The organism is Francisella sp. LA112445, assembly GCF_012224145.1.
In the GTDB taxonomy this organism is placed as follows: domain Bacteria; phylum Pseudomonadota; class Gammaproteobacteria; order Francisellales; family Francisellaceae; genus Francisella.
The window spans coordinates 810,701-832,089 of the sequence record NZ_CP041030.1 but is presented as its reverse complement, the minus strand read 5'-3'; the positions used below and the strand labels follow the sequence as shown (position 1 = coordinate 832,089).

Below are 21,389 nucleotides of genomic sequence, written 5' to 3'. Positions count from 1 at the left end.
AAAATCTCCTAAAAAGATATAAATTTCTGAAAACTGCAAAACAGTTAATTATATCTCATTTTAATCTTTTTTCTCGAATTTTCCAATCGGGCATATAGCTCTCTATGTAATTATAGAACTCTTTTGAATGATTTGGGTGTGTCAAGTGAGCAATTTCATGTAAAACGACATATTCTATTGCCTCAATATCTCTTAAGATTAGGTTGAAATTCAAGTTAATTGTCTTCCTGACATAATTACAAGAACCCCAACGGGTTTTAGTTTTTTTTATAATAACTCTTTGTATTTCTTGATTTGTTATTTTTAAAAATTTTGCAACAAGATTATTTAATATAATGTCTGCTCTATCTCTATAAAACTCTTCTAATAACTCTAATTTAAAATCTCTATTGCCAATAACACTTGGATTTAATAAGAACTCAAAATGATCGTCATATTCACAAATCAAATTCTGTTTTGATGGTGTGAGTTTCACATAATACTCTCGCCCTAGAAAATAGATTTTATCGCCATGATCTAGCTCATAATCATTATAATCATATTTTCTACTAGCGCTAAGTCTTTTACTATGCTTTTCTATCCAGTTTTTTTTTGATTCAAGTAGTGCAAAAATTTCTTTTTTAGTTACACCTTTTGGAGAAGTTACAGTAACTAAACCATCTTTATTTAAAGAGATCTTTAGATTTTTAACATTTTTATAAATTATATCAATCTTATATGTCATTCTTTGTCAGTTAAAATTATATGTTTGATAAGAACCTAAAACCTTCAAGAAAGTACTTTTCTTTAGCACCTCTAACAAAGTCTTTTGAATATGTTCATCATCCTCAGAACCTTCAAAATCAACAAAAAATAGATAATCCCAAGCTCTATCTCTAGATGGCCGTGACTCAATCTTTGTTAAATTAATGTTATATTTACCAAAAATATTCAGGGTGTTAACTAAAGCATTTGGCTTCTCTTCAACAGAAAATATAAGAGTTGTTTTATATTTGTTATTATCAGGGTCAACTGCAATTGAGTCATAGCCCATCAGAAAAAAACGCGTATAATTAAAATGCTCATCTTCAAATTGATTTTGAAAAATTTTCAATCCATAAGTCTCAGCAGCTAGCTCACCAGCTATAGCAAGATGATTTTTTTGTTTAGTTTCAAAGATATGCTTCGCTGCTCCTGCAGTGTCAACAAAAGCTTCTGGTGTTAATTTTAATCGCTTCAGACTTTTAGTACATTGAGTTAATGCTTGTGGATGAGAAATAACACTCTTTATATTTGCAATATCAGCATCTGGTAACCCCATCAAACAGTGTTTAATTTTTAAAACTACTTCAGCCTTAACCTTTAAACTACTTTTAATCAACTCATCATATGCCGGAACTACAGATCCTCCTAAAGAATTCTCTATAGGAATCATCGCAAAATTTGATTTACCTGCGATAGTATGTTCGATAGCATCTGCAAAAGAAAAACAAGGTATAGTTTGAAAGTTTTTTATGCCTTGCTGATTTAAGAAATTAGTTATCGCTTGCTCGGAATATGCTCCATGCTCACCTTGAAAAGAAACTTTAATCATAGAAATTTTTTATGATAATTATTTAATAAATAATAATACAGTTATTTGAAAATTATTAAAACAACAACCTATGCAACTAGATAGATAAAATATAGATTAATGAGCATTTTGTTGATGCAACGCATCATCAATGCCTTGTTGTATTTCATCTGCTGTCAAACAATATTGTTTAGCGATTATACAAGTAATAAAACTGACAACTAACAAGACTACTGCTGCCGAATAAAAATCTAAAAGACCTATCCCACCAAAATCACTCAAATATGAAACTATTGATACAGCTATAATATAAAACCAAAACCAAATTGATTGTTTAAAGTGCCAAGAAATTTTTTCTGATTTATCAGCTCCAAAGTTTCTATATGCTCCAAGCATAAAAATAGCAATACAAATAGCTATACCTGATTTAGACACAATTCCCCAACCACTCCATAAGAAAACTAACGTAGATGAGAAAACTCCTAGTAGAGATATTAAAAATACTCCTTTTAATTTAAAAGGCCTATAAATATCAGGAAGTCTATGTCTCATAGCTAATGTTGAAGTTGCTCCTGTTAAATATGTTAAAGATATTAACGAAGTTAAAAATGTTGTCATTGTCTGCCACCCTGGAAACGGAGCAAACATTATCATAGCTATTAAAAAATTAAGAATAATCGCATAAAGAGGCTTACTTGTAACAGGGTTTAACTTATTCAAAACCTTTGGCATATACCCATTTGAAACCATTGCGTTTAAAGAATTTAGCGCTACACAAAAGTACAATAACCCTGCTACTAATGGGAAAAGTATCGCTCCAAAATACAAGAAGTACATAATCCATGTCTGACCTAAATTTTGAGCAATTAAAGCAAATGCTCCAAAGCTAGAGTTACCATTAGTAAATATATCTTGCATACCCCACTGATTATTGTGTACGTATTTAGATGCTATCATGACATATGCAATTTGTAGAAATATAAAAATAAACAGACAAACTAGTATTGTTCCTATAGTAGCTATAGGGATTGCTTTTGAAGGATTCTTTGTATTGCCCGCCATCTCAACAATGGTTTTAAAACCAACAAAAGCATAACCAATACCACCTAAAGATATTGCTGAAAACACACCATTTATACCATAAGGCATAAATTCAAAGCCATGTTCAACGGTTCTTGAACTTAGTTGTGGTAGTGTATAGCACAGTGCTAACAACGATCCTCCAATAATTATTGGAACAACAACTTTAAATAAAGTAATTATATTATTGATCTTTACCAACCATCTTAAAGAATAAAAATTAAAAGCACAGAATACTAACAGTAACACTACAGCTAGAGGTGTTCCATACCCTGATAGAGCACCTGTTTTGACATTTATTAAATCAGGGTAAAAAACTGCTAAGTACTGTATTACAGCTTGTACTTCTATGGGAGCTAAAACTAAATAAGAAATCCATGTAATCCACGCAAAGATATAGCTTAGCAATGTTCCATGTGTTATGTGTGGAATTCTAGATGAAGATCCTTGTACAGGAACAATAGTACAACTTTCTGCAAATGTTAATGCAATAAACACCATCAAAACTGCACCAATGATCCAAGATAGTATCGAAGCTGGACCAGCATACTCAGAAGTGTATTGTGCTGAGAACATCCAGCCAGAACCCATAATAGTCCCTATACCTATCGCTATAAGGCTACCCACAGTTAGCTTATTTTTTGCCATAAAACAATGTTTTTTTATATACCGTAACTTTCAGTTTATGTCCGTAGTATTCAAAAGTAAAGTTTTATAATTGTTTTAAAGCTAGGTTTCTCTTCTGATAATTCTTTGATTTAACGTAGCTATAACATCGTACTCTATGGTTTGTAAGTTTTTAGCTATAGCTTTAGCACTATTTAGCCTTGCAGGCTTATTTGATATAAGCTCAACTTTTTCACCTACTTTAAAATTTTGCTCATTACAACCTAGAGATATTGCTAATGCATCCATATTTACTCTACCAACTATTGGATAATATTTATCTTTAATATAAACAAAACCATTATTGCCAAGAGCCCTAGGAAAGCCATCTCCATAACCTACAGGAAGTATAGCTATATACTCATCTTTTTTGCCTACATAGCTTATAGAATATCCGACCTCAAATATTTTATCTAATTTTATTAGCTTAACTATTTGGGTAACTAGACTCGCAACTGGTTTAATAGCCTCTAATTGCTTAGAAACACTAAAGTCTGGTAAAAAACCATAACTTAATATTCCTGGTCTAACCATATCAAAGCTAATTTCATTCTGCCCAATACATCCATATGAGTTTGCTAAATGGCACATTATTTGATTATCAACAGATTTTACAAACTTTTGAATTTCTATAAACCTATCTATTTGAATTTGATTAAAGAAATTATCTTTCTCATCTGCACAAGCTAAATGGCTATATACCCCTTCTAGATCAATATATTTCGATCTTTGAATTTTCTCTACCACATCTACAATATGCTCACTATTTATTCCTAGCATATTCATACCTGTATTAGCAAAGATATGTACTTTAGCTTTTTTTGAGCTTTGCTTTGCATAATATTCTATTTCTTGAATATCTCTAAAACGATGAATACTAAGCCTAATTTCTTTATCTATTAGCTCTTTAAGGTAGCAAGTTTCAATAACTCCAAATATTAGTATAGGCATAGTTGAAGCGTTTTTATAAACTTCTAAAGCCTCACTAGCACACGCTGTAGCATAAAAATCAACAAGATCTTTTGTATTCTTGACAACAATATTTAAATCATGACCGTAAGCATTAGCCTTAACTGGTAGGCACAGCTTCGTCTGTGTGTATCTTTTTATTATAGAAATATTATTTCTTAATGTAGCTATATCTAACTCAAGAAAATTTATATCCATTCAAAAATCACCTAAATATTAAATGTTTGTTTCATGTTATCAATAAAAGCAAGCATATCTAAACTAGCTAAAAAGTTTTGTAGACGTTTTCCGCAACTTCCATCATAAATCATAATAACAAAACTAAACACTACAATATCAATTAAAGAAACTTGATCATTAAAAAAATATTTCTTGACATTTAAAAAGTCAGCTATTGCTACTAAGTTTTCCTCAGCTTTAGAGTAAATCTCATCATTGGTTAAATTAACAACCCCAACGGCTTTAAGCTGACGTAATGTATTTCTTTTAGCTACAGGATAAATAATACTAGCCATTGCTTTAGGTAGTTTTGTAGCTTCTATAAAATCTTTTTTCCAGTTAGAGTTATTTTTATCTGCCCAACGGCTATATACACCAACCCAATATAAACTATCTTCACACAATCGGATAAAAGCCTTCGAAATAGCTTTTTGCTCTAAGTTTAAATGATCATCTATACCTACTTGATTTTGTTGCTCAAGCATCTTTATTATAAGGTTACTATCAGCAAACTTCTTACCCATAGTTTCTATATATGGCATTTTACCTGTTGGTGATTTATTAAACTCTAAATTAAAGTGATTTTTATAACTGATATTCATAGCTTTAAAATAAAGCTCTAATTTCAAACAAAATGGACTACAGCTATAACTTCTGTCTTTTAAAGGAGGTAGCTGGTGTAAATGAATCATATATTATCCCTAATTATCAAAATCTATAATATTATTTGCTGGTTTACGTGATGAGATTTCTTGCTCTGATATGATGTTTTCTTTCACAATATCTGCCTTTTCAAAATCAGATATAACAATTTCATCAAGTCGACCATTTCTTATGACAATATACCCTCGATATCTGTCCTCAGAAGTTACCGAATTATAATCAAACGAATATACTCTATAAAAAACTATTCTTTTATTCTCAAATTTAATAGTGATTTTACGTAAGCACACAGTATCATCTAATAAATCGAGATTATGCTTTTGTGATGAGCGCTCTGCAACATCTATAGCATACTCCTTATTCTTCATAAAATTTCGCCATGCAAAAAAGCATACCGCCAAAAAAATTAATGTATATAATGCTATCGACATACTTATTGTCTTAAAATCTCAATTAATAAACTATTATATGGTAAAATCTATCCGTTATAAAATATAAGAACTAAGATACTTTGAAAAATTTAAAATATTTCTACGGATCGATTATAGTAACTGCTATTGGTATAGTCCTTGGTGAGTGCTTATATCCCTCAATTCCTCTAGTTACAACATATACAGTATTAATATTAGCCGCACTAGAGATATCGCTAAGTTTTGACAATGCTATTATAAATGCAAAAGTTCTAGGACAAATGTCAAAAAAATGGCAGAAGATATTTATATACCTTGGTATGCCTATAGCTGTATTTGGAATGCGTCTAATATTTCCTATTTTATTAGTAACACTATCAAGTGGTGCTCATTTTTTAAGCGTTATACATCTGGCATTACATGACCCTGAAAAATACCAACAAATATTAGAACATTCTATGCCATATATTTGTAGCTTTGGTGGTAGTTTCCTACTTATGGTATTTTTAAACTTTTTCCTTAGTGAAAATGAAGGACATCACTGGATACCTCTAATTGAAAACAACCAACTAACAAACAAGGTTCGCCAATATAATGGTGGCTATATTTTCTTTGCTGTTGTTATCGGGCTTATTGTAATTTATATTGCAGATACCCCATACCAAGGCGAGCTAGCTATAGCATATCTCTTAGGTATAATTGTTCATGAAGGCTTAGGCTTACTTAACTCATTCTTTGATTCAGCTAAGGTTAGCACACTGGATGTAGCTCGTAATGGTTTAATGGGCTTTATTTATCTAGAGATAATTGATGCTTCTTTTAGTTTTGATGGGGTTGTTGGTGCTTTTGCAATTAGTACAAATATTATTATAATAATGATAGGTCTTGGTATTGGTGCAATGTTTGTTAGATCATTGACTATACTTTTTGTTGAGAAGAAGACATTAGCTAAATATATATACCTTGAGCATGGAGCTCATTATGCAATAGGATTTTTAGCTGCAATACTACTATTAAAGATATTTATTAATATTCCAGAATGGTTTAGTGGTTCCATAGGCATAGTAATATTAGCAGTCGCATTTATTCATTCAATTCTTAATAATAAAAAATTAAATAATTAACTCTCTTAACTGAGTAATATTTTTTGCTATATTATCAGCAATATCAATAACCTTTTGTCTAGATACATGCTCTGTATATGTTATAAACTCATTAGCAAATCCAACCTCATATAACTGATAATCAGTATAACCATCTCCTACTGCAATAACTTCACCGTTAATTAAATCTTTAGTTTTTTCAAATGCTTTTAGTTTAGAGTCACAAGCACCATTAGAGTTATTAAGAGATGCAAAATTACCATTATTATCCCAATTTATATCAACTGCGAAGATATTTTGTCGAGCGATTCCTAGATAGTCAGCAAAAGGTTCTATACTCTCTGTTAATCCTCCGCTAAATATCCAAATCTGATAACCATTATGTTTTAATTCTTCAATTAGCTCTGATATTCCTTGGGTTAATAGACTTGGACAGTATTTATCAGCAAAATCTCTTATACTCTGTTTAGTTGGGCTTGCTATAGCTAACCTTCTTTCTAAAGATTCTCTAAAATCAAGGTCGCCTTGCATACCTAAATTTGTGATATTTTCAATTTCTAGTAGCTTCTCTGGAGAGTCTTTTAATAGAGGTTCTAAAATTAGTTCTAATGATTCTTTTTTTATTAAAGTTGAGTCAAAATCAAATATTATATTTTTCATAAAATTTCTACTTTAGATAAATCCCATGTAGTGCTGGAGGAATTTGGATTGGTAAATATGCTTTATATATTAGACTTAAATCAGTAGCATTTAAATAGACAATATAACTTAGTTTTTTACTACTATCGATTACATTAGCAAAGATTAAACCATCATCTTCGCTCTTTGCTTTTGGATTAGCAATAAAAATAGGCTCTGAAACATAATCATCCCCAAAATTATGTTCAGAGATACTATTACTATATAAATCTATTTTTATTATACTATTAAAAAACTCAGCTTGATCTTTACGATTTGCCAAATACATAAATTGATAATCATTAGTCAAAAATTTTTCATTAATCCTTACAAATTCAGCATTTTTATCAGCAATTATTACTTTACTAACTAAGTTATTCTCAAGGTTTATAATCACCCTACTAACTTGCATTTCAAGCTTACAATCATCATTATTTATATTTTCAAAATAAAACCTTTTGTAAGGCTCTAAGTTATCTGTATATTCTATAAAATCTAAATGAATTTTTTGACCTTTCTCAAAAGCATTTGAACTATGCAACATAACAAAACTAGGAGCATCAACTAATTTTGTTTCATGTGTATTTCTATTTACTATTAATAACTGACATTTTGCATCACTATCATATGATATAACTTCTGAAATTGGTTTAGACAGAAAGTCTATGGGATTGGCTCTTAGTGGACCTAAATATAGTACCACATAATTTTCTGTCAAGAACAAAGTGTGGTTATAAATAAACTGCTGATTAGAAAACTGGTGTAATACTTCTCTTTCACAACTATCTTTTGAAACTTTATAAAGGCTATATTTACAATCTTTAGAAATATCAACAACAAAATTAAACTGCTCTTTTGTAACTGGATCAAACTGAGGGTGCGCACAGCTAAACTGCCCTTTCAGACCATCAACAAATTTAAATTCTTTTAAAGTTTTAAGGTCTTTTCGATTAAACTCAAGCATTGTAGTGACTTCACTAGTCGCTAATAGTTTATTTTTTATACTAATAATATTTACATTAAAGCTTGGTTTCTCAGTTTGTAGCCCCAAAATTGTCTTTATTACAGCTGCTATTTTACTAATCTTTGAAGGAACCATAGTGCCAAACTCATCATATTTCATCCTACCTTTTTTTGCAGCAATATACTGTTCTGATTCTAGATATTTATTAGAGAAGCAAATATCTTTTCCATTACTATTAAAACTATATAGCATAGCTAAACCATCAAACCAGTGATTTAGTTTTATCTTGCCATACTCAAACTTAGCAGGGCCAACTCGTAATACTTGTCCACTAAACCAACTCGGCAAATTTGATATTTCAGGCTTTAATTTATAATCTAAAAGTTCTTGATCAACACTAGTAAATACTGAAGATAGCTTACCCATATAGTTACCCATAAACAAAATATCAATAATATTATTATACATTTTTATGTAATTTATTGTTCAATATGATACTTTTGAAAGCTTATATTTATAGACTCTAACTTTAACTAAATCTGCTAACAAAAATAATTAACTAGCAAAATTTACTTTTTTTCTATTAAAAAATTGCTTATTATTAAGCATTCTTATTAAACTATAGAACCTAAAGATGCAAAGATCTTCAAAAAAACCTTTGGTTTCTATAAAAAACCTATCAAAACAATTCGATGATGGGCATCTTGCTGTTGACTCAGTCAACCTGGAGGTTTATCCAAAGGAGTTTTTTTCGCTACTTGGAGGTTCAGGTAGCGGTAAAAGTACTCTTCTAAGAATGTTAGCAGGTTTTGAAAAACCAACTGATGGCAAAATTATTATCGATGGTGTAGACATGTCGAATACACCTCCATACAAAAGACCTGTAAACATGATGTTTCAGTCATATGCATTGTTCCCTCATATGAATATAAAACAAAATATCATGTTCGGACTTAAACAAGAGAAATCCCTAAACAAAGAAGATATTGAGAAAGCTACAGATAGAGCCCTGAAAATTATAAAAATGGATCATCTAGCAAAAAGAAAACCTCATCAATTATCTGGGGGTCAGCGTCAACGTGTTGCATTAGCAAGGTGTCTAGCAAAAAGACCTAAATTGATTTTGCTTGATGAACCATTATCAGCTTTAGATAAAAATCTTCGTGACCAAATGCAGTTTGAACTGGTAGATATCCAAGAGCAAACAGGAAGTACCTTCATAATGGTAACTCATGATCAAGAAGAAGCTATGACAATGTCTACACGCATAGGTATAATGTCTGAAGGATGGCTAGAGCAAGTTAGTACTCCTTCTGAAATATATGAATTCCCTAAAAGTAAATTTGTTGCTAATTTTATTGGTAAAAGTACCATATTTGAAGGTCGTGTCGAAGAGGTTGGTAGAACTCGAAGTGTTATAACTTCAGAGGAAGCAGGGACTTCTTTTGTATTACGTAGAAATATAGAAGCCATTGAAGATCAAGAAATTTGGATTGGTTTAAGACCTGAGAAAATAGTTATAAGTAAAGAAAAACCTGAAGGCTATAATCCTCAAAATCCTATTAATTGTATTAAAGGTGTTGTTGAGGATATTGCTTATATGGGTGGCTTATCTACTTATCATGTAAGGACGACAACTGGCTCTATAGTAAAATCTACAGATTTTAATATAGAAAGAAATGCTGATCACCCTTCTTGGGATAATGAAGTATATCTTACTTGGGAATCACAAAATATCATGGTGTTGTACTCATAATGCAAAACTTAGAAAAAAGCTTTAGACACGCACTAGTCTATCTAATACCTTTTGTATGGTTTGTAATATTCTTACTTGTGCCATTCTTGTTTGTACTTGGAATAAGCTTTACCTTACCGGCAGATGGTACTCCTCCAGTAACTCCACTATTAGCATATAAGCAAGCAACTTTACATTTTACTTTATACTTAAGTAACTATATTGAACTAGCTCATTATAACTTAGTATTTATATCTTTACTTAAGTCTTTTAAAGTTGCGCTAATTACAACAGTACTATGTATTTTGATTGGTTATCCTATGGCTCTAGCTCTATCAAGAGCTAAAAAAAATACACAGCTTTTTTTCCTAGTATTGATAGTTATACCATATTGGACTTCTTTCTTACTTAGAACTTATGCATGGGTAACTCTACTTGGTAACCATACTTTTAATAAATTTTTAATGAGCTTGGGTCTTCCTAGTATGGCATTACTTTATAATGACTTTTCAATGTATCTTGGTATGGTATATTGCTACTTACCATTCTTAGTATTGCCTCTATATAGCACTTTAATAAAGATTGACCCAATCTTATATGATGCAGCTGAAGATTTAGGTTCTAAACCTATTAACTCATTCTTCAAAATCACGTTACCTCTATCTATGCCTGGGCTAATAGCTGGAAGCTTACTAATATTTATCCCTGCAATTGGTGAAGTTGTTGTACCTCAGATTATGGGTGGTATGGGCTCTCTAATGATTGGTAATGTTATTTGGGAAGAATTTTTCACTTCTAATAACTGGGGAATGGCTGCAGCAATATCTGTTGTCTTAATAGTTGTATTAGTATTGCCTATCTTATGGATGCAGCGTATCCAAACAAAAAGAACTTTTGTATAAAGGAGAATAAGCAATGAAAAAATTTACATTTAGTAATATTATGCTTATTTTTGGTTTAATATTTCTATATATACCTCTTATTATACTAATTATTTTCTCATTTAGTAATTCGCAAATAATTAACCTATGGGGTGGTTTTACTTTTAACTGGTATCATGAAGTTATTCATGATGAAGATATTATTAATGCAACATTTACTAGTTTAAAAATTGCTGTTATAACATCCATTATCTCAACGATATTAGGTACAATAGTTGCATATGCTATGACTAGATTTAAATTCTTTAGATCTAGAACATTCTTATACGGTCTTGTTGCAACTCCATTAGTACTTCCTGACATTATTCTTGGTGTTGCTTTACTATTAATGTTTACAACCCTTCAACACCTAATTGGCTGGCCCCATGAACGTGGCACAACAACAGTTGTTATTGCACATGTAACAATGTGTACTGCTTATGTAACAATTGTGATGCAATCTAGAATAGCTAGTGTAGATATATCCTTAGAAGAAGCTGCTTTAGACTTAGGTGCAGGTCCTATAAAAACATTTTTCTCGATTACCTTACCTCAATTACTTCCAGCCCTTATCACATCTATGCTACTAACATTTACATTGTCTATTGATGACCTTGTTGTGACGGAATTTGTTGCAGGAAGTGATAATCCTACTCTACCTATGTATATTTATTCAACTGTTAAAAACGGTCCTACTCCTGAGATAAATGCTCTAGCAACAATTATGATCAGTATAATTGTATTAGGAGTATTAGCAGGAATGTTTATTTCTATGAAGTTCCAAAAAAAGACTAAATAATTATTATTCAAAAATCATCATTATAATAGATAAGATAAGTAATACTCCTAAACATAAATTAAATATTTTTAGATGCTTTTTATCACTTAAAATTCTTTTTACAAAATCTCCCCCAAATAACCAAAAAGCTGTACAGCAAAACGAAGCAATCATAACAACCGCTGATATTATAATCACTTGAGAAAATAAGCTCACATTAGTATTAATTATAGTATAAGCAGATATAACACTAATAGCCATCACCCATGCCTTAGGGTTTACCCATTGAAATAACACAGCATGTTTAAAGCTTATTGGTCTGCTCTCTTTTTCAGCATGATAATTAGTAGATGATGAAACTATTTTAAACGCTAACCACACCATATATATTCCACCTATAACTTTTATAACTAGATGAACTGTTGGATGGTTCATAAAAATAGATTCTAAACCAGTACCAATAACTAAGACCATTAAAGGAAATCCTAGACATACTCCTAAATAATGAGGAAATGTCCTTCTAACACCAAATTTAATTGATGAGATTAATAACATCAAATTATTTGGCCCAGGAGTAACTATAGTTGAAATACAGAATAAAAATAGAGGTATATAATATTGCATCTGCTAAAATCTTTTATTATTTAAGACTTTTAATTATAACTAGAAAAGAAAAAGCTACAATGTTTTTTTAAAAAAACTAAAAGTTTAAACTAATATATTTTTAACAACATTCTGCTTTATTTAATTTTAAAGTATTATAACTTATGTTATTCATACTGTTAATCCGTCTTGTCTCAACTTGACTATTAGGGATTATAATAGCAATAATTAGACCAACAGCTCCTACTACGACCAACAATAAACAAAGTCCAAAAGTGGCTGATGTATACTCCATAACAACTGTTGCTAACATTGGTGCAAATCCAGATAATGAAGCACCTAAACCAAATCCTATCGAACAGCCTGTTGCTCTAACTCTAGGTGGAAATATCTCTGTATAATACGGAGTAGATACTCCTTGAATAATAGCTGTCAACATAGCCATTGATATAACCATTACAGCAACTAAAACTATACTTTGCAGTTGCATAAACATTACCATAGGAATTGCAAATATTATTAGCAAGAAATATCCTATTATATGAGTTCTTTTACGGCCATATATATCAGATAAATAACCAAAGAATGGCATAACTATACACATAGCTACAATGCTCAAAGTATTTATTGCTAGAGCAGATGACAGACTTAGATTAAGTTCTCTTTCCATATAAGTAACCATATATGTTACATCTAGATAATAAAGAATCATCGCTGTAGTTGACAATACAACAATTAAAGATAGTCTCCATTTGTAATGTTTGAATAACTGTTCCATAGGTTTTATCTCAAGACTAGTATTCTGCTCAACCTTTATTTCTTCTTGAATTTTGTCATTTTCACGGAAAAATAAATATAGTAATAATAAGATAAACCCTAATGCAAAAGGAACTCTCCAAGAATAATACTGCCATTCTTGAGGTAACAAATTAATACTAAGAAAGCTCACAAAAGATGCTATTAAGAAGCCAACAACTGAAGTTGAATAAGCCATAGCCAAACTAAAACCTCGATGAGTTTGGTCATCATCTTCAGATGTTATTGTCATAAGATTACCAAACTGTCCTCCAGCAGATAATCCTTGAACAACTCTTACTATAACAAGTAAAATTGGCGCCCATATTCCTATAGTTTTATAACCTGGCAAAAATGCCATTATAACTGTTGGCACTGCCATCATAATAATAGCAATATTCATAGAATAATAGCGCCCCAACCTATCTCCAAGTCGACCGAAAAATATTGATCCAACAGGTCTTGCTATGAATCCTGCCGCAAATGCTCCAAAAGTTGCTATTAGAGCTACAAAGGCATCTTGATGTGGAAAAAACTGAACTGATATTATTGTGGCAAAGTACCCATATAATGAAAAATCGTACCACTCAATAATATTACCAAACGAATTTTTGAGAGTTGTTTTTATTTGATTAAGCATAACGATATTAATAACGGTCTATATGAAAAGATAATTTGACCGATTATAAAAAGTTACTCCTTTTTTTAATTTTATTAATGTAACTTAATACCATACATATATAAAATGCAAATATCAAATTATCCAATATAGCATAATTAAAACTACTATAAGAAAATAAGCTAGAAATTAAATATAGGAAATACTAGTAAGAATCAATTTTTAGCAACTTAACCTATGACTATAACATAATAGTTTCTTAGAAAAAACTCTTAAAGCATAATAACTTTACAGATACTTAATCATAAACTACGTTTAAACATAAAGACACTTTCTTTAATTATATAAACTAAGCTTTCTTAGTAGCCACAGTTACAGGAAATTAGAAATATTTTTGCAAGAAAATTATTTGAAAAAAATAAATATTATTCGTCGATTGAAACAAATTTGCGGTTTAAAGCACCACCAACATGAAACTTAACAGTACCATCTTTAAGAGCAAATAAAGTATGATCTTTACCACAACCTACGTTTACACCAGGATGAGTTTTTGTACCTCTTTGACGCAGAATAATTGTACCTGCTTTTACAAACTCACCACCATATCTTTTAACACCTAAATACTTAGGGTTTGAATCTCTTCCGTTTCTAGTACTACCACCAGCTTTCTTATGAGCCATTTGTATACTCCTTAAATATTCTTAATAAAATTATAAACTAATAGATGAAACTTTTACCGCTGTAAAATACTGACGGTGACCTTGCTGCTTCATGCTGTGCTTACGACGACGGAACTTCATAATTTTTACTTTTTTATGACGACCTTGTTCTACAACTTCACCAACAACTTTAGCACCTTCTACAACAGGAGCGCCAATTTTAACTTCGCCCTCTGCAGTTTGTCCCATTAAAACTGTATCAAATTCTACCTTCTCACCAATTCCAAGGTCAAATTTCTCAAGCTTAACTACTTCGCCTTCTTTTACCTTGTATTGCTTACCGCCATTTTTAATTATCGCGTACATTTATTACTCCATTTATTAGATTTTAAATTCTCAGAACTGACTATATTAAATATAGACTTCTGACTTTTTGTTATTATTCCAACGTGCCTAGATAAAAACTAGACACCGTATTATAACAAAAAATACGATAATGACAAACATTAGATTTCTCTTTTTGATGTTTTAGTTAGAAATATGTAAATTAAAATAGCTCCTATTAAAACAACTGCTGCTACCATATATAAAGCAAAAGATATAGAAGCTGTAGAATCAATGATATAACCTACTAAATATGGAGTCACAAAGCCAGACAAATTGCCCACAGAATTTATAATAGCTATCGCAATTGCTGCTGCCATACCACTTAATATTACTGCTGGTAAACTCCAAAATAGTGGAATTAAAGTTAATATACCAGCTGTTGCTAAAGACATGAATATTAATGCCAAATAAGTATTACCACCGAATAAACCAATTCCAACAAAACCTATAACTGCCATTACACTTATTCCTACCAAATGATACTTTCTTTCTTTGAAGTAATCAGAACTTGCACCAACAGCTATCATCACAATTACAGCGAAGATATATGGTATTGCCGATATCGCACCGATCATGAAAATATTTGTTACTCCAGAATCCTCAATCAAAGTTGGTAGATAAAAGCTAATAGCATATAAACCTGTGATTCCACAGAAATAAATTAGTGATAGCCACCATACTCTAATATCTAGAAAGATAGTCATTTTTTTATACTGTTGATGATTTAGCTGATCTTGTTTTAATTGCTGGTGTAGATACTCTCTTTCCTGTTGATTTAACCATTTTGCTTTATCAATTGAGCTTAAAATCTTCGGTGCTAAAAATCCCAAAATAATTGTAGGAATCCCCTCAATTAAAAATAACATTCTCCAACCATCATAGTGATATTGATTAAAAATATCCATTATAAAACCTGAAATCGGACCTCCCAATATACCTGAAATAGCCGTCGCACTAAAGAATATAGCTGTTACTTTAGCCCTCTTATATGAAGGATACCATTCTGATAAATAGTAAATAACTCCAGGAAAAAATCCTGCTTCTGCTAAACCTAATGTAAATCTTAAAACATAATACTCATTAGCTGAGTTAATAAACATAGTACAAGCTGACAATACCCCCCAAACCACCATCAAAAAGCCTAACCATCGGCTTGGACCTATTTTGACTAAAAGGTAATTACTAGGGACTTCAAATATGAAATAACCAATAAAAAATATCCCTGCACCAAAACCATAAACAGTTTCTGATAAGGATAAATCAGAGACCATTTGTATTTTAGCAAATGATACATTAACTCTATCTAAGTATGCTAATGTATAACAAATCAAAAGAAATGGCATAATCCGCCAACTAACTTTTTTATAGATACTATCGTTCATGACTAAAAGATTTAATTCTAAGTGGTAAATTTAATTATATGAAATATTAAACAAATAAAATACAATAGTTTTAGCCCACTAAATGGTTATAAAAATAAACTCTTATGAAAATAGTAATTGCACCTGATTCTTTTAAGGAATCACTATCTGCCATTGAAGTATGTAATGCCATAGAAAGAGGCTTTAAAAAAGTCTTCCCTTCCGTAGAATATATTAAAATACCAGTTGCAGATGGAGGTGAAGGATCACTTGACGCCATATCACAAAGCCTAACTTTAGCAGAGAAGGTCAATATTAAAGTCAAGGCTCCCCTTGGTAACATCATCTCAGCTAATTACCTAATTAATAAAGATACTGCAATTATAGAGTTAGCTCAGTGTTGCGGTTTAAATTTATACTCCAAGAATCAGCGAAATCCTCTAAAATCAAATACATATGGTTTTGGTCAAATTATCAAAGATGCCTTAGATAAAGAAATTAGGAAATTTATTTTAACTCTAGGTGGTAGTGGAACTAATGATGTTGGAATTGGCTTATTACAAGCACTAGGAGTAAAGTTTCTTAACGATAAAAATGAAGTCATCACAAATTGCTGCCCAGATAATTTATCTAGCATAAAAAGTATTGATTTAAGTGACTTTGATAGTAGAATCAAAGACTCAGAGTTTAAGATAGCTTGCGATGTAAATAATATTCTATGTGGTAAAAATGGTGCAACACACACTTTTGGAAAACAGAAAGGACTCGCTGATAACCAACTAGATGAAGTAGATAAAAAGATAAAAGTATTTGCAAAACTATGTGAAGAAAAATTAAATAAAAATTACGAAAACATCGCTGGTGTTGGAGCTGCTGGTGGTGTTGGCTTTGCTTTAGCAACTTTTCTTGACGCTAAACTAGTCTCCGGTGCTGAACTAATTTTGAATACTATCGAGTTTGATAAATATCTAAATAATGTAGATATAGTCATAGTCGGTGAAGGCAAAATGGATAAGCAAAGCTTATGTGGCAAAATTCCTATTACAGTTGCTCAAAAAGCTAAAGATCATAATGTCAAAAAAGTAATTGCCATAGTTGGTAGTTATGAGCTTAAAGATACCAATATAAATAACTCTCCAATGGATGCTATATTCTCATGTATAACTCACTATACAGATTTAGAAACTATCCTTGCTAATGCAGCTGAAAATATTGAACTAACAGCCACAAATATTGCCAAAGCCCTTAAATAATCATATAGTAAAAGCGTATTTTAAGCGGCAGTAACAACATTCTCATGAAGAAACTTCCATTTTGGAGCACCATTAGAAAAACATATTAATGCTGTACAGCGCAAAACCCTATCTTCACCATCATAGTTTTGTTTCTCTAAGAAATTTAGGGCCACCAAGTCATCACTAGATGAGATAACATCAAAGTCCAGAGCTTCTATTTTTATATTTGGTTTCTTTCCAATACAGCTCTCTAGCCCATTTCTAAGCTCATCTGCACTAACTTTATGACCTGTGGCACCTACTATACAAAATTCTGGTAAAGCATCATTCATTAATCTTTCTACTGCTAAATATCCATCATTATCAGAAAAAATATTTTCCATATTTTTAAACGTCCTAATAACTGTTTCACGAGCAGCAAGCTCCTTAGATTTAAAAGTTCTCATCTCATTTCCTCTCAAACAAGTTTCAATCATAACAATTGATATATAATGTATTAGGAAACAAAGTCTAAGAATAGAGTTTATATAGCAAAACTATATAAGTTTCATATTTAATTGTACATATATCATAAACATACTCTCAGCTCATAGAACTATACTAATGGAAATAGTAATATTATAGAAAGTCAGTCATAGACTATTTATTTCTAAAATTATTATTTTAAAACAAGAACATCGCACTTAGAGTTATTTACAATATAATCAGCAACAGAGCCTATTCTTGTGAATAAATTATGCTTATGCCCATTTAGACAAATCAAATCAACATTTAATTTATTAGCTTTATCTAGGATAGATACTCTGATATCAGTAGATATATCAATAATTAAATTATCTTCACTTAATCCATGATTAGAAAGTATAGGTAAGAGCTTTTCCTTTGCATTATTAATCATTTGTTCCTGAATATCCTCTTCTTTAGAAAGGTTATAAGAAAAATATGCAGGATATGTACTAACTAATGATTGAATATAGTGAGCTATGGTTAGTTTTGTATTATTTTGTTTGATTGAATCTATAACTTTCTTTATAGCTTCTTCAATATTTTTATCTGAAATATCTATAGCATATAACACATGATTATATTTAAACATTTTATTCACCTTCTTAAGTTTGTTTAAATTTACAACTAGTATTCAACAATTTAGTCAAAAATCAGTGCCAAATAAATTGTTTTATACTCCCTAACCCAGTTGACTCATTCTTAACTACTCAGCAAATAACATTAGTTACTTTTAAATGTAAAAAAATAACCTTCTAAAGTTTTCTCAACTAACACTACCATACTATTTTATTAAAAATTAAATAAGTTTAAATTCTGATAAATACCCTCAACTGGGCTATATAAAAATATTAGACAAACCCACTATATAATTCAATTTATGTTCAGCAATATGTTCATACTCTAGAAAATGATATTTTTAAAACTAAACCTCTTTGCTAATACAATCAAAACTCACCTCTTTTTATAACACCAACAATCTACCAAATGATCATTTACTATTCCTGTAGCTTGCATATAAGCATAAATAATTGTTGGACCAACAAAGCTCATACCTCGCTTCTTCAAGTCTTTCGAGATCTTCTCACTAATATCTGTAGATACTGGGACATCATTGTGAAATTGCCAACTATTTTTAATAGGCTTATAATTTACAAATGACCATAAGTAATTACTAAAACTATTAAATTCTTTTTGAATTCTAAGAAAGACTTGAGCATTCTTTCTAGCAGAATAAATCTTTAATTTATTACGGATAATTTCTGGATTTGATCGTAAAGATTCAAGCTCCATATCCGACATATTAGCAACTTTTATAGGATCAAAGCCATAGAAAGCATTCCTATAGCCCTGACGTTTTTTTAGTATAGTTTCCCAATTCAAACCCGCCTGAGCTCCTTCTAATATAAGAAGTTCAAAAAGCTCTCTATCATTATACTTAGGAATACCCCATTCATTATCATGATATTCTGCGTAAATTTCTTGGCCTTTTTTATTGCCAAAACAACGGTTTCTGATTTCCAAGACATACTCATAATTTAAATTTACTATATTTAATTATAACTAAAAAGACTAATTTCCAATAAGCCTTAGACATGTAATCTCAAAAATTAGTTAAGCAAGTCCTATTTATAAGATAATTTTTTTAAACATTTTGATTATTATTAAATAATTTACAAGAATAAGTATTGTGCATACTAGCTCTAACAATATTAATTTAAAGAAAGTCAAGAAATATATCTTTAAACTTTTTACCATAAAGCATTCAAACAATAGCTTCTGTAATTTATAATAGCCATGTAATTTAAAAGTTTAGTTGTCTGGATTATTAGTGGTTTAGCTACAATCTTGAGCCGATACTAATTAGAATAGGGAGTTTTGGTGTTTTAACTAGAGAGCAAGCTTTGGTGCCCTGCACTTACAAAGAAGCCCAACGTTGAAACTATGACACCCACTTGATACCAAAGGGATCAAGAACATTGAGCTAAAACGGTAGTCTGGACAACTATTTTATTATATTTGAGAGTGTTACTATGGATAAAACTCAGATTCGTAAACACCTACTTAACATTAGAAACAACTTAGAAAACAAAGATCTCTTATCTAAGAAAATAAATCAAAAAGTTATATCATATATTCAAAATACCTTTTCAAACAAAAATATAACTATAGCTAGCTTTTTATCACTAAAAAATGAAATAGATACTTCATTAATAAACTCTCATTTTGATAATATCTATTTGCCGATAGTTCACCCTTTTATAAAACATGGGTTATGGTTTGCTAAAGACTCTAAAAGTTACTATTTAAATAAATATAAGATCAAAGAACCTATTTATAAACCTCAAGATATTACAGCTGCTTGGGAACTAGATGTAGTTATAGTTCCTATAGTGGGATTTACCCAAAATAAATATAGAATGGGTATGGGTGGCGGCTTTTATGACTATTCTTTAAGCTTCAAAAAGAATAAAAAATCACCCATAACTATAGGCATAGCCTTTGATGAACAACAAAATAATGCTATTATCATAAATAACCACGATATCAAACTTGATACAATAATTACACCAACAAGGATTTTATGAAATGGATAGTATTACTGTAACAAATCAAATTAAGGAGTTAATACTGTCTAAAATAGATCCTCAAGCAAACATAGAAATAATTAATGAAACACATAAGCATGTTAAGCATAGAGGATATAGCGAAGGTAAGTACCACTTTGCATTAAATATCTCATCACAAAAGCTAAGTGCTATGAGAAAAATCTCTTCCCATAAAGAGATTTATAAAGCAGTTAACGATTTAATGCCATATATTCATGCTTTATCAATAAAAATCAAACCGGAGTAAGTTGTCATGTTTGATTTTATTATACATTTTAATGAATATATTAATTATTTTATCAATTCCTTAGGAATGTGGTTTTATATACTCTTATTTTTCATAATCTTTTGCGAGACAGGATCTGTGTTTGGAATATTTTTCCCTGGAGACTCTCTACTATTCACAGTTGGCTTAACTGCAGCAGCGACAAATTTGAACATCCACCTAGCAGTACTAGCAATATGTTTAGGAGCGGTAGTCGGCGACAGTTGCAACTACATCACTGGCAAATTCATTGGTGAAAAAATATTTAGCAGCCATGCTAAAATTTTCAAAAAAGCATATTTAATCAAAACAAAAGACTTCTTAAACAAGCACGGTAACAAAGCTATCATCTTCTCACGTTTTGTTGCTTTTGTTAGAACTATAACTCCTTTTGTAGCAGGAGTTAGTAGCATGAACTATTTCAAATTTGTCACCTTTGGTATTATTTCTGCTATGATATGGTCTTTTTCAATAACATATACAGTGTATTTCTTTAGTGACTTCCCTTTTGTAAAAAAATATTTAAGCCTTATTATAATGCTTATAATTGCATTTGTTTTAATTCAAATCTCTTATAAAGCACTCAAAAACAAAATAAAAGCAAAAAAGTCTTAA

At 30.5% G+C, this 21,389-nt stretch carries 24 protein-coding genes and 1 other RNA gene; 9 read left to right on the top strand and 16 right to left on the bottom strand.

The window, feature by feature from the left end:
• Positions 1-55 precede the first annotated feature (55 nt).
• The 6 genes from FIP56_RS04110 to FIP56_RS04085 form a co-directional block, all read right to left on the bottom strand.
• Positions 56-724: a SprT family zinc-dependent metalloprotease gene (locus tag FIP56_RS04110; protein WP_192577686.1), complete on the bottom strand. Its 669-nt coding sequence runs from the start codon at positions 722-724 to the stop codon at positions 56-58.
• A gap of 6 nt (positions 725-730) precedes the next feature.
• On the bottom strand, positions 731-1,573 hold the full coding sequence (gene pheA, locus FIP56_RS04105; protein WP_192577685.1) for a prephenate dehydratase: 843 nt from the start codon (positions 1,571-1,573) through the stop codon (positions 731-733).
• 96 nt (positions 1,574-1,669) lie between these two features.
• Positions 1,670-3,280, bottom strand: a complete 1,611-nt coding sequence (locus tag FIP56_RS04100; protein ID WP_192577684.1) for an APC family permease — start codon at positions 3,278-3,280, stop codon at positions 1,670-1,672.
• 81 nt (positions 3,281-3,361) lie between these two features.
• Complete coding sequence (gene alr, locus FIP56_RS04095) at positions 3,362-4,459, bottom strand: alanine racemase (RefSeq protein WP_192578849.1); 1,098 nt, start codon at positions 4,457-4,459, stop codon at positions 3,362-3,364.
• 17 nt (positions 4,460-4,476) lie between these two features.
• Complete coding sequence (locus FIP56_RS04090) at positions 4,477-5,178, bottom strand: glutathione S-transferase family protein (RefSeq protein WP_192577683.1); 702 nt, start codon at positions 5,176-5,178, stop codon at positions 4,477-4,479.
• A 9-nt stretch (positions 5,179-5,187) separates the two neighbouring features.
• Positions 5,188-5,580: a DUF3301 domain-containing protein gene (locus tag FIP56_RS04085; protein ID WP_192577682.1), complete on the bottom strand. Its 393-nt coding sequence runs from the start codon at positions 5,578-5,580 to the stop codon at positions 5,188-5,190.
• 80 nt (positions 5,581-5,660) lie between these two features.
• Here FIP56_RS04085 and FIP56_RS04080 point away from each other — a divergent pair, with 80 nt between their 5' ends.
• A complete protein-coding gene (locus FIP56_RS04080; protein WP_192577681.1) occupies positions 5,661-6,683 on the top strand; it encodes a DUF475 domain-containing protein in 1,023 nt (340 codons plus the stop codon).
• On the opposite strand, the gene FIP56_RS04075 is transcribed toward FIP56_RS04080, so the two are convergent.
• Positions 6,672-7,322 (bottom strand): HAD-IB family phosphatase, encoded by a 651-nt coding sequence (locus FIP56_RS04075; protein ID WP_192577680.1) that lies wholly within the window; start codon positions 7,320-7,322, stop codon positions 6,672-6,674. The genes FIP56_RS04080 and FIP56_RS04075 overlap by 12 nt on opposite strands.
• A gap of 7 nt (positions 7,323-7,329) precedes the next feature.
• Positions 7,330-8,772 (bottom strand): carotenoid oxygenase family protein, encoded by a 1,443-nt coding sequence (locus FIP56_RS04070; protein ID WP_245323095.1) that lies wholly within the window; start codon positions 8,770-8,772, stop codon positions 7,330-7,332.
• A gap of 166 nt (positions 8,773-8,938) precedes the next feature.
• Between FIP56_RS04070 and FIP56_RS04065 the strand changes: the two genes are divergently transcribed.
• The 3 genes from FIP56_RS04065 to FIP56_RS04055 are packed head-to-tail and all read left to right on the top strand — an operon-like array spanning position 8,939 to position 11,758.
• Complete coding sequence (locus FIP56_RS04065; protein ID WP_192577679.1) at positions 8,939-10,060, top strand: ABC transporter ATP-binding protein; 1,122 nt, start codon at positions 8,939-8,941, stop codon at positions 10,058-10,060.
• Positions 10,060-10,941: an ABC transporter permease subunit gene (locus FIP56_RS04060; RefSeq protein ID WP_192577678.1), complete on the top strand. Its 882-nt coding sequence runs from the start codon at positions 10,060-10,062 to the stop codon at positions 10,939-10,941. The genes FIP56_RS04065 and FIP56_RS04060 overlap by 1 nt, the downstream gene beginning before the upstream one ends.
• A 13-nt stretch (positions 10,942-10,954) precedes the next feature.
• Complete coding sequence (locus tag FIP56_RS04055) at positions 10,955-11,758, top strand: ABC transporter permease subunit (protein WP_192577677.1); 804 nt, start codon at positions 10,955-10,957, stop codon at positions 11,756-11,758.
• Positions 11,759-11,761: 3 nt separating this feature from the next.
• Here FIP56_RS04055 and FIP56_RS04050 read toward each other — a convergent pair whose 3' ends face one another.
• The 5 genes from FIP56_RS04050 to FIP56_RS04030 form a co-directional block, all read right to left on the bottom strand.
• The gene (locus FIP56_RS04050; RefSeq protein WP_192577676.1) at positions 11,762-12,361 is read right to left on the bottom strand and encodes a LysE family translocator; all 600 of its coding nucleotides are present in this window, start codon (positions 12,359-12,361) and stop codon (positions 11,762-11,764) included.
• 100 nt (positions 12,362-12,461) lie between these two features.
• Complete coding sequence (locus tag FIP56_RS04045) at positions 12,462-13,775, bottom strand: MFS transporter (protein ID WP_192577675.1); 1,314 nt, start codon at positions 13,773-13,775, stop codon at positions 12,462-12,464.
• Positions 13,776-14,179: 404 nt separating this feature from the next.
• Positions 14,180-14,434, bottom strand: a complete 255-nt coding sequence (rpmA, locus tag FIP56_RS04040) for a 50S ribosomal protein L27 (protein ID WP_004288034.1) — start codon at positions 14,432-14,434, stop codon at positions 14,180-14,182.
• Between the two features lie 30 nt (positions 14,435-14,464).
• A complete protein-coding gene (rplU, locus tag FIP56_RS04035; RefSeq protein WP_192577674.1) occupies positions 14,465-14,779 on the bottom strand; it encodes a 50S ribosomal protein L21 in 315 nt (104 codons plus the stop codon).
• 140 nt (positions 14,780-14,919) lie between these two features.
• The gene (locus FIP56_RS04030) at positions 14,920-16,182 is read right to left on the bottom strand and encodes an MFS transporter (protein WP_192577673.1); all 1,263 of its coding nucleotides are present in this window, start codon (positions 16,180-16,182) and stop codon (positions 14,920-14,922) included.
• Between the two features lie 104 nt (positions 16,183-16,286).
• On the opposite strand from FIP56_RS04030, the gene FIP56_RS04025 reads away from it, so the two are divergent.
• Entirely contained in the window at positions 16,287-17,414 is a 1,128-nt protein-coding gene (locus FIP56_RS04025) for a glycerate kinase (RefSeq protein WP_192577672.1), read from the top strand.
• A gap of 20 nt (positions 17,415-17,434) precedes the next feature.
• On the opposite strand, the gene FIP56_RS04020 is transcribed toward FIP56_RS04025, so the two are convergent.
• The 3 genes from FIP56_RS04020 to FIP56_RS04010 form a co-directional block, all read right to left on the bottom strand.
• Entirely contained in the window at positions 17,435-17,842 is a 408-nt protein-coding gene (locus FIP56_RS04020; RefSeq protein WP_192577671.1) for a hypothetical protein, read from the bottom strand.
• Between the two features lie 212 nt (positions 17,843-18,054).
• Positions 18,055-18,492: a universal stress protein gene (locus FIP56_RS04015; protein ID WP_192577670.1), complete on the bottom strand. Its 438-nt coding sequence runs from the start codon at positions 18,490-18,492 to the stop codon at positions 18,055-18,057.
• 362 nt (positions 18,493-18,854) lie between these two features.
• On the bottom strand, positions 18,855-19,424 hold the full coding sequence (locus tag FIP56_RS04010) for a DNA-3-methyladenine glycosylase I (RefSeq protein WP_192577669.1): 570 nt from the start codon (positions 19,422-19,424) through the stop codon (positions 18,855-18,857).
• 290 nt (positions 19,425-19,714) lie between these two features.
• On the opposite strand from FIP56_RS04010, the gene ssrS reads away from it, so the two are divergent.
• The 4 genes from ssrS to FIP56_RS03990 all read left to right on the top strand — a co-directional run bounded on the left by ssrS (position 19,715) and on the right by FIP56_RS03990 (position 21,389).
• Positions 19,715-19,908, top strand: a non-coding RNA gene (gene ssrS / locus FIP56_RS04005) — 6S RNA.
• 25 nt (positions 19,909-19,933) lie between these two features.
• The gene (locus FIP56_RS04000) at positions 19,934-20,488 is read left to right on the top strand and encodes a 5-formyltetrahydrofolate cyclo-ligase (protein ID WP_192577668.1); all 555 of its coding nucleotides are present in this window, start codon (positions 19,934-19,936) and stop codon (positions 20,486-20,488) included.
• 1 nt (position 20,489) lies between these two features.
• A complete protein-coding gene (locus FIP56_RS03995) occupies positions 20,490-20,756 on the top strand; it encodes a BolA family protein (RefSeq protein WP_192577667.1) in 267 nt (88 codons plus the stop codon).
• A gap of 6 nt (positions 20,757-20,762) precedes the next feature.
• On the top strand, positions 20,763-21,389 hold the full coding sequence (locus FIP56_RS03990; protein WP_192577666.1) for a VTT domain-containing protein: 627 nt from the start codon (positions 20,763-20,765) through the stop codon (positions 21,387-21,389).